Origin of the sequence: Arthrobacter sp. zg-Y40, from assembly GCF_020731535.1 — a bacterium.
Classification (GTDB): Bacteria; Actinomycetota; Actinomycetes; order Actinomycetales; family Micrococcaceae; genus Arthrobacter_B.
The window spans coordinates 43,746-54,414 of sequence record NZ_JAJFZS010000016.1 but is presented as its reverse complement, the minus strand read 5'-3'; the positions used below and the strand labels follow the sequence as shown (position 1 = coordinate 54,414).

The following is a 10,669-nucleotide window of genomic DNA, read 5'->3' as shown; positions in this document are numbered from 1 at the left end:
GCCGGTTCCCCGGCTGCCGGGTCAGCACTGCGGTCTCGGAAATTGACCACACCACGGACTGGGCCGACGGAGGTCCCACCGACCACGGCAACCTCGCCCACCTGTGCCGGCGACACCACCGGTTCAAAACACTGGGATTCTGGAAGGCCCGGCAACCGGAACCGGGCGTCATGGAGTGGACTTCGCCCACGGGGAGGGTTTACCGAACCGAACCGTTTCTGGAACTGGCGCCACCACGCCCTGTACCAGACCGCTTAGGGGAAACAGTTCCGCCGTTCTGAGCGGAGCACCGTCAGCGAGCGCCGCAGTGGGATGTAATTTGCGAGCCGGCCCGGCTCCCCCCAGCAAAGCTCGCCGCCAAAACCCCAGCCAAAACCCCCGCCAAAGCTCCTAGGCCTGCGGCGGCTGTCCGTTGCTGGCGGTCGTGCCGCCGTCTACGGGAAGGATCGCCCCGGTGATGAAGCGGGCGGCATCGGAGGCCAGGAACAGGATCGCGTCGGCTACTTCATCGGGCTGCCCGATGCGGCCCAGGGCAATCCGTTCCGCGAACTTGGCCTTCTGCTCCTCGTCGTCCTTCTTGTCCTCCACCAGATCGGTCCAGATCAGCCCGGGAGCCACGGCATTCACGCGTACCCCGTCCTTGCCGTGGTCCAGTGCCACTGCGCGGGTGAAGTTGGTGACCCCGCCCTTCGCAGCGTTGTAGGCGCTCATATTCCAGTCCGCGGCCATACCGGAAACGGATGACGTGTTCACAATGCAGCCGCGGCTTTCGATCAGGTGAGGCATGGCCGCCTTGGTGCCGTAGAACACTCCGGAAAGGTCGGTGTCCAGCACCCGGTGCCATTCCTCGACGTCGGTCTCCTCCACCGGCCCTTGGGAGAGCGTACCGGCGTTGTTCACGAGGATGTCCAGGTGCCCGTGCGCGGCGACGGTGTCTTCAACCAGCTTGCGGACATCGTCCCAGTTGCCCGAATCGGCGACGACGGCGGTGGCCCGGCCGCCCGGCAGATCGGCCAGGGTTTCATTGATTTTTTCGGCGACCGTGTCGGTCATGACCACGGTGGCTCCTTCGGCGGCGAACCCGCGGGCCGTAGCCTCGCCAATGCCCGATCCGGCGCCGGTGACGATTACGACCTTGCCCTCAAAACGGTTGTCCATGTGCAAGCCTTCCTCTCAATAAGCAGGTGCCAGCGGTAGTGCCAGTCCTTACGAACCTATCACCGGGCTTTTGGGGCCGTCTCCAGTTCGTCGTCCACATAGACCGGTGCAGCGGCCCGGATGCCCGCGCCCACCATCACCACGGCTGAGCCCAGCAGGATCGCCAACGGCAGGGTCCAACTGCCCGAAACATCGTGCAGCGCGCCAATGGCGAACGGCCCCAAAGCAGCCAGGAGGTACCCCACGGGCTGGATGAAGCCCGAAAGCCGGGCGGTGGTCCGAGGCTCCCGCGAACGGGCAGTGATCAGGGCCAGCGCGGTAGGGAAGGCAAACCCGGCCAGCCCCAGGCACAGCGCCCACAGCCACGGCAGGGTGGCCGGTGCCAGCAGCAGGCCCGAATACCCGGCCAGCATTAGAACGCCCAGGCCCGCAATGTAGAACCGCAGCCGCGAGGAGCGGGCCACCAGCGCCGGCATGATCAGCCCGCCGGGAATGCCGAGTGCTGCGATGATGGCCGCCATCAACCCCGCCTGCCCCTGCTCCAGGCCCGCGTCGCGGTAAATCTGCGCCGCCCAGCCGAATTGCACGTAGGCGTGCATGGACTGCACCCCGAAGAAAATACTCAGCGCGACGGCGGTGCGGGAGGAACGCATCTTCATTCCCCTGCGTTGCCGCTGTTCTCCCGCCACCACGTCGCGGCCGGTTTTAACCGCGACAAGGGTCCACGGGATAAAGGCGACCAGGGCCGCTGCACCCCAGATACCCAGGCTCAGCCGCCAGCCGTTGGGATCCCCTCCGGCCAGCACCCCGCCGAGCAGCAGCGGCAGGGTTGCTCCCAAAGCAAGGGTGGTTCCGTAGATCGAGTTCATCAGGGCCAGCCGCGCCCCTCCGTGGCGCTTGATGAACGCCGGAACCAGGATGTTGCCCACCGCCATGCCGGCGAAAGCCAGCACCGTCAGCAGCAGGAACAGGGCAGCGGAATTCACCAGGGACCGGAGCAGCAGCCCGGCAGCAATGGCGGCCAGAGCAAGGAGGATGGACCCGTTGATGCCTGCTTTGCGGGAAACCGCGACGGCGAGCGCCCCGACTACGGCGAAGGTCAACCCGGGCAGCGCAGTAAGCACTCCCGCTGCGGTGGCACCGATCCCCAGCCCGGCCTGCAGTTCTGCCAGCACCGGCCCCACGGACGAAGCACCGGGCCGCAGGTTCACCGCCACCAGGATGACGGCCAGCGCCGTCAGTAAGACGGGAAGGGAAGGCCGGGTTCCGTGTCCTGCAGGGGTCTTCCTCGTCTGGCTCATTCGAAACTTTCTACCACGCCCTAGGGGCGCGGTGCGGGTTCGTCCGCGGAGATTACGACAAAGGCCGTGGCGGTGTCCGGAGCGATTTCGGTCATTCCGGCGTCGACAATCAGCGGACCGGTTCCGTCGCTACCGGCCAGTGCAGTGAACCGCTCACCCGCAGTGAAGCGGACGCCGGCGGGCTCGCCGGCCTCGTGCCAGGCCAGTTGCTCGGCGAACGGCAGCTGCAGGAACCAGGACAGCAGGGCATGGGCGGCCTGGGCTGAAGCCTTCCCCGTGGACATCTCAAGGTCCGCGTTGAGGACGATCACCGGTGCGGACCGCGGCCAGGGCGCCGGTTCATCGTCGGGCAGCTGTGTGCCCGAGACCTGCAGCTTGGCCAGGTCCTTGGGCATCTGTTCGTAAGTGACCGGTTCAAAGGCAATGGCCTGCGCCCGGCCCACGGTGACAGCGCCCGACGGCGCGGCAGCGGCCAAGCGGGCAAAGGTGGTGGGATTGGCACGGCGCACGGTTTTCGTGAACCGGCCGTAGAGCCAGTTCTCCCAGGCCTCGCTGTCCCCGGTGGCGGCGTACGCGCGAACGCTGGCGACGGCGGCCGCCGCCACGGCGTCACGGTGCGCTGCCGGGTCGGTTTTGTCCACAAGCAGGACAATGGGCTGGACTTTGTCGAACGGCTGCATAACTCCAGTTTTCCATGACCGCCGGCGGGGAGGCGGACAACCGGGTTGCAGCGCTGCATTCCGGGGAAACGGACGGATCTGGGGATACTGGTTCCATGAGCATTGACGACACAGCCCGCACTGAGTGGCTCCGCTTCCGCGAACGGCGCAATGCGTCCCTGGCAGAGGAGCACGGATGGCTCAGCCTGTCCGGTTTTTACTGGCTGCCGGAGCACCCCGCCAAGATCGAGGGCCTGCCCGGGCTCTGGTCCGGGTCCGACGACGGCGCGGTGCTGGCCGCCGCTGCCGCTGACGGCCTGCGGGTGCTGGCCGCCGCTGCCGCTGACGGCCTGCGGGTGCTGGCCTCTGGTGAACCGGCACAGGGCCGGCTGACGGCGTCGTTGGCGGACGAGGAATCACTGAACTGGGTCGGATTCGGGGCCGGAAGCGGCGGGCAGGTTGTGCTGGAACTTGCCCGCAGGGCCGGGCGGTATGCGCTGCGTCCCCGTGACGCTGCCTCGCCCGTGCGGACGTCTTTTGGCGGCGTGCCCGTCTACGAATACGCGCCGGAGTGGGTTCTTTCCGGCCGGTTCGAACCGTACCGCCAGCCCGCGGAAGTGCCCATCCGGACGGCCCATCCGGAAGTTCCGGGGGTGCAGCGTTCCGTGGGCGAGGTTCTCTTGTTCCTGCCAGGGGATGCAGCCGAACACCGGTTGCAGGTCAGCGCCGCCGGTCCGGGCAGTCTTAACCTGACCTTCCACGACACGACCAACGGCAGATCAACGGCCGGGTGGCGCAGCCTGACGTTCCCCGCATCTGCACCCGGGGCTGAAGCCGGAACCGGAACCGGAGCACGAACAGGAACAGGAACAGCGGCGGGAGGCACCGTAGTCCTGGACTTCAACTTCGCCGTGAACTATCCCAGCGCCTTCACTGAATTCGGCACCTGCCCCATGCCCGTCGAAGGCAACCGGATTGGTGCAGCCGTGGAAGCCGGCGAGAAGCGCCCGGACGCCGTCTAACCTGCCTCTGGTGGTTGCAGGGCCCAAAGTGGGCACCACCCCTGCCCCTGTCTCCGCTGCGGCGGTAGCGTTGGCCGCATGAGCGATCGTCAGCCCCAGCGGCACAGCTCCGAGAAGGCCCCCGCCGGCTCTGCTCCGGCGGCGAAACGCGGCGCCGAAAAGGCCACTGCTGCTGACCGCGACGCGGAGAAACAGTGGCAGGTCATGGAACGGGACGGCGGGCTGTTCACCATCTCGCAGATAGCCCAGCGGCTGGGGTTCGGCGGCGGACAGAACGCCATGGCGCGCCAGCTCACCGGCAAGGGCCGGATACTGGCCGTCCAGCGCGGCGGGCATTTCCTGTATCCGGGGTTCCAGTTCGAGCCTGCCGGCGGGCGGGTCATCCCTGCAGTCAAGGATGTCATCCGGATGGGACGCTACGCCGGCTGGCCGGACGAGCAGATTGCCCTGTGGTTTTATACCCCCAACCGGCAGCTGTCCGGCAAACGCCCTGTCGACGTGCGGGAGAACGAGGAACAGCTGCTGAGGGTGGCGGAAGAGAACATCTCAAAGTAGAACCCCGGTGTCAGGCCCGGCGGAAACGCAGTGTGACCAGTTCAAAGGGCCGCAGCCGCAGCACCGGTCCGGCAGCTCCGGAGACCGCCCCGGATACCTCCCCGCCCAGCACATCCGATTCGACCGTACGTTCCAGCAGGTCGGTGGCCTCGACCGCCGTGTATGGGAAGTCAGTGCGCAGCTGGGCCTCCGCCCGGCTGCCGTGCGCTTCGTAGAGCCGCACCACCACGTCCCCGCTGCGGTCCTCGGCCAGTTTCACCGTTTCCACCACCACCGCAGGACTGCTGACCCTGATCAGCGGTGCCAGGTGGGTCCGGGCCGTTCCGGTCACGGTGCGCAGCGGCAGGTTCAGCCTGTAGCCCTCCGCCACGGCGTCAGGAATCCCGGAGGCGGGCCGAAGCGAATACCGGAACCGGTGCAACCCCTGGTCGGTGTCCGGATCCGGAAACAGCGGTGCCCGGAGCAGGGAAACCCGCACCATGGTGCAGGGCCGCCCGTCCACCACCTCGCGGAAAGTGTCATGTCCATAGGTTGAATCGTTGGCCACGGCGACGCCGAAGCCCGGCTCGCCCACATGGATCCACCGGTGCGCCACGGTTTCAAACCGGGCCGCATCCCAGGAGGTGTTGGCATGGGTGGGCCGGAAGATATGGCCGAACTGGATTTCCGACGCCGCCCGGTCGGCATGCACGTCCAGCGGGAAGGCCAGCTTGAGCAGTTTTTGCCGCTCGTGCCAGTCCACCTCCAGGTCCAGGTCCACCGCTGAACCGTCCGGGCTCAGCGACACCCGTTCGGTGATCCGGGTGTGCCCGAAGGAGCGTTCAATCCGCAGCACCCGTCCGCCTGCTTCCGGCACCATGGCCTCGGGCTGCATCAAATCCGTACTGCTGAAGCGGTAGTGCGCGTCCAGGTCCCACGCATCCCATTGGTTGGGAGTGTCGCGGAAGAGCTGGAACAGGTTCCCGGGCCGGCCGGCCGGGAACGCCTCCCGGCCGGAGCCGGACTCGATCAGGGAACTGAACAATCCGTCGGCAGTGACCTGCAGCCGCAGCCTGCCGCTGCTGATGCGCCAGCCGCCGCCGGACGGTTCCCACGTCCCCGTCCCCGGACCCGGCACTGGTCCCGCGCCCGACGCCGGCGTCCCCTCCAGCGGATACGGCCCCGCATTCAACACCGCCGATTCAGTGCCCTCCCCCAGCAGCGCCTGCGCCGCGTTGCCGATCAGCACTTCCAGTTCCGCGGCCACCCGGACATAGTTCCGCTCCGCCTCCTGATGGACCCATGCGATGGAGGTGCCGGGCAGGATGTCGTGGAACTGCTGCAGCAGCACCGTCTGCCAGGCCAGTTCCAGCTCCCGGTGGGGATAGGCGGCACCGGCACGGAGCGTGGCGGCAGCGGACCACAATTCGGCCTCGTGCAGCAGGGCCTCGCTGCGGCGGTTTCCTTTTTTGGTGTTGGCCTGGCTGGTGTAGGTGCCGCGGTGGAACTCCAGGTACAGCTCACCGGACCACACCGGCGGGTCCGCCAGTTCTGCCGCTGCCGCCGCGAAGAACTGTTCGGGAGTAGCGAGCCGGACAGTCGGGGAGCCTTCCAGGGACTGCGTCCGGTGCGCGGCGGCGAGCATTTCCCTGGTGGGTCCGCCGCCGCCGTCACCCCAGCCGAAGGGCACCAGCGAACTGTTGGCGAACCCCTTCTCCGCGAACTGCCGCTGCGCCCGTGCCAGTTCCTGCCCGGACAGCTCAGCGTTGTACGTGTCCACTGGCGGAAAGTGGGTAAACAGCTGCGTGCCGTCGATGCCTTCCCAGCGGAAGGTGGAGTGCGGCATGGTGTTGGTTTCGTTCCAGGAGATCTTCTGGGTCAGGAACCAGCGTGCTCCCGCAGCCCGCGCGATCTGGGGCAGCGCGGCTGAGTAGCCGAAGGAATCCGGCAACCACACCACTTCCGGCTCCACCCCCAGCTGCTCCCGGAAGAACCGTTTCCCGGCCACGAACTGGCGGGCCAGGGATTCCCCGGAGGGCATGTTGGTGTCCGATTCCACCCACATCCCGCCGGTCGGCACAAACCTGCCTTCACGCACCCGTTCCGCCACCCGGGCGAACAGCTCCGGGTAGTGCTCCTGCAGCCAGGCGTACTGCTGGGCGGAGGACGCCGTGAAAACGAACTCCGGTTCGGTGTCCATCAACTCCAGCACGTTGGCGAACGTCCGGGCCACCTTCCGGACGGTTTCGCGCACCGGCCACAGCCAGGCCGAGTCAATGTGGGCGTGCCCGACGGCGTATACCCGGTGCGCACCGGCATAGGCGGGTGAGAACAACACGGGCGCCAACTGCTGCCGCCCGGCCGCAGCAGTACCTGGCACATCCGCAGGGTCCACGGCAGTCACTGCCCGTTCCAGGGCCCGCAGGATCTCATACCGCCGCGGCAGGTCCATGGGCAGTTCGTGCATCAGCCCGTTGAGCGTCCAGAAGTCCCGGACCAAGTTCCACACGCCGGCATCGAACAGGGCAACATTGGCGGACCGGAACACATACAGCGGCGCCTCCCCCGCGGTGTTCCGGTCTCCCAGCGGCGTAGGGGCGAAGGTGAACCCTGCGGCGACATTCGGGTTCGACGCCGCCTCCACGTAAAACTCAAAGGCCTCGCCGGGTGCCTGGGGCAGGGGAACAAACATGTTCCGCGGCTCCACCGCCTTCACAATGCCGCCGTCCGGCGTGTAGACCAGCGCCTCGGCCCCGAATCCGGGACCGCCCCCGGGGAACCCCAGGTCGATCAACAGCTCTGCCCGGTTTCCGTTGCCCGGTTCCCAGCCTTCCGGCACGGTACCGGACACCCGGAACCAGGTAGTCCCCCACGGTGCCCCCCACGGCGAACCGGTGCTGAAGGGCCGGTAGTCCCGGCCCACCGCCAGGGAGAACGGCACCGGTTCCCCCGGCGCCTCCCAGACCGCGAGCGCCGCCGCCTGCCGCTCCCGCCATACCCGGCCCGGCAGACGTTCACGCAGGAAGCGGTTGATTCGGGCCTCGACCAGCTCACGGTTCTCGTGCATGCAGTGCCCCTTGGCTACTCCCGGCAGTGGGTTCGCCCGAGGCTAGTACATCCGGTGCCGTTTGAGCTATGCCCGGGAGGCTGCGGGGCCCCTTACAGGGCGATGGCCGCTTCCATCTCGCGCACGAAGTCTTCGGTCTCGGCGGCGTTGCGGAATCCGTAGGAGACCTCACGCACCGCTTCCTGCCGGGTGGACGGGACCGCGTAATACTTGGTCGCCGCGAAATTGCCGGGCTCTTCCACCGGCTCCACCAGGGGTTTGTGGTTCAGCTGCGCGAACTGGCGCAGGGTCGGGTCAATCCGCCACTGCCCGGTTTCCACCCAGAAATGGTCCCCCATCCCCGAGCTGCCGCTGGCTACCCGGATGCCTTCCATGCCGCTGCGCGCCAGAAGCCAGGCCAGCGTAAACGACGTCGGAGCACCCAGCCCGGAACCGTAGGGAATATGGTCTTCGGCCACAGCGGCTGCCCGTTCGGCGAGGCTGATGGCGTCCTGGAGGCTGAGAGTTTGCATACCTCCATGATCCCAGCCGGAACGGGGGTCCGTTGCCGGGGCGCCGGCCGAGACTCAGGCAGCCCGGCAACCCCGGCAGCGGGTGCAGTCACCCGTGTGCTGTCAGGACGCGGCCCGGCCGGGTTCCGGGCGCCGCATCCGGTCCGTGGCACGGCGCACGGACGGATCACGTTCGGCGTTCTGCAGCAGGCGGTCGAAGTCCGCCAAGCCCACGTCCCCGCACCGGTAGGACAGCCGGGCCTCAGGCCGGCTGCCTGCAGGAGTTGGCTTCCGCCTGCCGGTGAGGGCGATGCGCAGCTGCCCGCCGCCGTCGTCGTTAATCTGCAGCTGCCGTGTTGCCGCCAGCTCCCGCACGCCCCGGGTATCGACGGCGGGTGCGTTGTAGAAGTATTCGCGGACTACACGGGTCAGGGATTCGGCGTCGGTGCGGTCCTGGCGGGGCCAGCGGACCAGCTTGTCGGTGGCTGCCTGCACCGGGTGGAGGATGAAGCCGAACCCGATAAGCACCGTCACCAGGTCCCCGCCGCCCAGGAAGAGGAACAGCATGGCGGCCATGCTCAGTCCGGCGACCGTGCGCAGCGAATGGCTCCGCCGCGGGCTGAGCGGTATGGGGACCAAAACCGGACTGGTCTGTGCGGGCATCATGACCAGCCGCCCTTCAGTCCCGCCAGCGCCTCGGCTTCGTGGGCGAGCCGCGCAGCTTCGTGCAGCTCCCGGTCATATCTGCTTCGGCTGTGGATCAGGGGATCCTGTTCGGCCCCTGCTTCCAGCAGACGCAGCCGGTTCCGGTGGTTCTCCGCAGTCTGGGCCAGCTTCAGCTGGGATTTGGAACTTGTTAGCTTGTGCATCAATTCCTCCACACGGGATTCCTTGGTACGGACAACGTCAAAGTGGTGACGGGCCGTGGCTTCGATGCGCACCGCGAGGTCATACATGCGGCGCGCTGTTTGGGCGAGGCTGACAGCCTGGCCGCCGGCCAGATGCTCCTCGGCTATGACGGCTTCCAGGCTTTTCATGCGGGTTTCATAGGACCGCGTAACGGCACCGTAGTGCCGCACCACCTCCCATGCCGCCCGGGCCTGGTTCCGAAGCACCTCCTGACTCGCCGCCGTGGCGGCAATCGCCGCGTCAAGCCGGTCGCAGGTTTGGGTGTAATTGTCTGCGGGTTGCCCGGTCCCGAACTGCACATGCACTATTCGACGGACCCGCCTCAAGTTTTCGCCCACAGCTGCCTCTCTCATCGCCGGATCGGGAAGAGTTGCCGATACAGGGCGCTGCACAACAGCACTTTTCCCATAATTCTTCCGCTGATTACTTCCGCCGCCAAGGCCCTCACCCCTCCGGAAGCTGCCGGGCCAGCCGGTCCAGGTCCGCGGACGTGTCCTGCACCATCTTCTCGGCGGTCGCTATCAGGCCCTCCAAGTTGTCTTGGCTGGCATCGTCGGACGCATTGCTGGCCGCTGGCAGCAGGTCTGTCTGGATCCGGACATACCTGTCGCCCAGGATCAGCTGCAGGCAATCCCGGGCCAATTGTCCGGGCCCGCTCAACACCATGGCCAGGTCTTTTTCCAGGGCCTGCAGTTCGGGGGTCTGCTGGGTCTGTTCCGCGCCCAGCCGCAGCCCCGCGTTACGGGTCCCGGTGCTGGTCCCGGTGCCCAGGGAGACCAGCAGGACGCCGTCCACAGCCTGCGGCAATACCGAACCCAGCGAATATCCCAGCAGTGCGGGATCATCAGCAGCCAGCCCGCCGTCTGCCAGTTGCCGGGCCGTCCCCTCCGGATCGGTGTAGGGCACCGCCGGGAAGTACCGGGGCAGCGACGCCGTCGCCTGGGCCGCCAGCGCCATGGATGCGTCGCCCAGGACAGAGGGTTCCAGCCCGCCGCCGGCAAAGTACAGGGCTTCGGTGCGGGCGAGGTCGCAGGTGGTCACTGCTACCGGCCGGACCGCCCGGGACAGGGGCTCATCACCAAGTGCCTCCCCCAGATAATGCTGCAGGGGTTCAGCAGCGTAGCGCGGGGCACCGGCATACTGGTCCGCGGTTTGAGGGGAACCGGCCTGCGGATCTCCGGCGTGCGGATCTCCGGGATCCTGGGGGAAAATTTCCTCGGCGCTGTCCAGGTTCAACTGCCGCACCTCGTCGGCGCTGTACGGCGTTCCTCCGTTCCGCGGCGAGACCAGAGCGAGGGCAGCCATGCCGCCGGCCGAGGTGCCCACCACCAAGTCAAAGAGGTCAGCCGTCCGCCGTCCGGTCTGTTCCTCCAGCGCCATCAGCCAGGTGATTGGAATGATGCCGCGGATGCCACCACCGTCAATCGAAAGAATACGAAGCATAAACGGCTCCTGACGGCGGCAGCGGTGGTCCGGTCCCATTAACCCTGCCCGCCCCGGCATAGCCGGTCAATGGAGCGGGCCGTTT

Annotated in this window: 11 protein-coding genes; 3 read left to right on the top strand and 8 right to left on the bottom strand. The window is 67.3% G+C overall.

All coding sequences use genetic code 11. The annotated features are described in order from the left end of the window. Nucleotides 1-41 precede the first annotated feature (41 nt). Nucleotides 42-281 carry an HNH endonuclease gene (locus LJ754_RS16885; RefSeq protein ID WP_227927415.1) on the top strand — a complete coding sequence of 80 codons (240 nt, stop codon included), beginning with the start codon at nucleotides 42-44 and terminating at the stop codon, nucleotides 279-281. 109 nt (nucleotides 282-390) lie between these two features. Here LJ754_RS16885 and LJ754_RS16490 read toward each other — a convergent pair whose 3' ends face one another. The 3 genes from LJ754_RS16490 to LJ754_RS16480 are packed head-to-tail and all read right to left on the bottom strand — an operon-like array spanning nucleotide 391 to nucleotide 3,139. Beyond that, nucleotides 391-1,158, bottom strand: coding sequence for an SDR family NAD(P)-dependent oxidoreductase (locus LJ754_RS16490; protein WP_227913553.1), 768 nt, complete (start codon nucleotides 1,156-1,158; stop codon nucleotides 391-393). Nucleotides 1,159-1,217: 59 nt separating this feature from the next. Further along, nucleotides 1,218-2,459 (bottom strand): MFS transporter, encoded by a 1,242-nt coding sequence (locus tag LJ754_RS16485; RefSeq protein WP_227927413.1) that lies wholly within the window; start codon nucleotides 2,457-2,459, stop codon nucleotides 1,218-1,220. Nucleotides 2,460-2,479: 20 nt separating this feature from the next. Next, the gene (locus LJ754_RS16480; protein WP_227927412.1) at nucleotides 2,480-3,139 is read right to left on the bottom strand and encodes a peptidyl-tRNA hydrolase; all 660 of its coding nucleotides are present in this window, start codon (nucleotides 3,137-3,139) and stop codon (nucleotides 2,480-2,482) included. Between the two features lie 95 nt (nucleotides 3,140-3,234). On the opposite strand from LJ754_RS16480, the gene LJ754_RS16475 reads away from it, so the two are divergent. Both LJ754_RS16475 and LJ754_RS16470 read left to right on the top strand, forming a co-directional pair. Next, nucleotides 3,235-4,140, top strand: a complete 906-nt coding sequence (locus tag LJ754_RS16475; protein ID WP_227927411.1) for a DUF1684 domain-containing protein — start codon at nucleotides 3,235-3,237, stop codon at nucleotides 4,138-4,140. 78 nt (nucleotides 4,141-4,218) lie between these two features. Next, nucleotides 4,219-4,695, top strand: coding sequence for a hypothetical protein (locus tag LJ754_RS16470; protein ID WP_227913557.1), 477 nt, complete (start codon nucleotides 4,219-4,221; stop codon nucleotides 4,693-4,695). 10 nt (nucleotides 4,696-4,705) lie between these two features. Here the strand turns inward: LJ754_RS16470 and LJ754_RS16465 are convergent, their stop codons facing one another. From LJ754_RS16465 to LJ754_RS16445, 5 genes are all read right to left on the bottom strand, one after another. After that, nucleotides 4,706-7,741: an alpha-mannosidase gene (locus tag LJ754_RS16465; RefSeq protein ID WP_227927410.1), complete on the bottom strand. Its 3,036-nt coding sequence runs from the start codon at nucleotides 7,739-7,741 to the stop codon at nucleotides 4,706-4,708. A gap of 92 nt (nucleotides 7,742-7,833) precedes the next feature. Beyond that, nucleotides 7,834-8,253: a hypothetical protein gene (locus tag LJ754_RS16460; RefSeq protein ID WP_227913559.1), complete on the bottom strand. Its 420-nt coding sequence runs from the start codon at nucleotides 8,251-8,253 to the stop codon at nucleotides 7,834-7,836. 102 nt (nucleotides 8,254-8,355) lie between these two features. Beyond that, nucleotides 8,356-8,898, bottom strand: a complete 543-nt coding sequence (locus tag LJ754_RS16455) for a hypothetical protein (RefSeq protein ID WP_227913560.1) — start codon at nucleotides 8,896-8,898, stop codon at nucleotides 8,356-8,358. Next, nucleotides 8,895-9,269, bottom strand: coding sequence for a hypothetical protein (locus LJ754_RS16450; RefSeq protein ID WP_227927409.1), 375 nt, complete (start codon nucleotides 9,267-9,269; stop codon nucleotides 8,895-8,897). Before LJ754_RS16450 ends, LJ754_RS16455 begins: the two co-directional genes overlap by 4 nt. Nucleotides 9,270-9,585: 316 nt before the next feature. Then, nucleotides 9,586-10,584, bottom strand: a complete 999-nt coding sequence (locus LJ754_RS16445) for a patatin-like phospholipase family protein (RefSeq protein ID WP_227927408.1) — start codon at nucleotides 10,582-10,584, stop codon at nucleotides 9,586-9,588. Nucleotides 10,585-10,669: the final 85 nt, after the last annotated feature.

Excerpts from the sequence above, each read along its gene's own strand:
- LJ754_RS16490 (WP_227913553.1), bottom strand. The coding sequence starts at position 1,158 with ATGGACAACCGTTTTGAGGGCAAGGTCGTAATCGTCACCGGCGCCGGA.
- LJ754_RS16485 (WP_227927413.1), bottom strand. The coding sequence starts at position 2,459 with ATGAGCCAGACGAGGAAGACCCCTGCAGGACACGGAACCCGGCCTTCC.
- LJ754_RS16480 (WP_227927412.1), bottom strand. The coding sequence starts at position 3,139 with ATGCAGCCGTTCGACAAAGTCCAGCCCATTGTCCTGCTTGTGGACAAA.
- LJ754_RS16475 (WP_227927411.1), top strand. The coding sequence starts at position 3,235 with ATGAGCATTGACGACACAGCCCGCACTGAGTGGCTCCGCTTCCGCGAA.
- LJ754_RS16470 (WP_227913557.1), top strand. The coding sequence starts at position 4,219 with ATGAGCGATCGTCAGCCCCAGCGGCACAGCTCCGAGAAGGCCCCCGCC.
- LJ754_RS16465 (WP_227927410.1), bottom strand. The coding sequence starts at position 7,741 with ATGCACGAGAACCGTGAGCTGGTCGAGGCCCGAATCAACCGCTTCCTG.
- LJ754_RS16460 (WP_227913559.1), bottom strand. The coding sequence starts at position 8,253 with ATGCAAACTCTCAGCCTCCAGGACGCCATCAGCCTCGCCGAACGGGCA.
- LJ754_RS16455 (WP_227913560.1), bottom strand. The coding sequence starts at position 8,898 with ATGATGCCCGCACAGACCAGTCCGGTTTTGGTCCCCATACCGCTCAGC.
- LJ754_RS16450 (WP_227927409.1), bottom strand. The coding sequence starts at position 9,269 with ATGAAAAGCCTGGAAGCCGTCATAGCCGAGGAGCATCTGGCCGGCGGC.
- LJ754_RS16445 (WP_227927408.1), bottom strand. The coding sequence starts at position 10,584 with ATGCTTCGTATTCTTTCGATTGACGGTGGTGGCATCCGCGGCATCATT.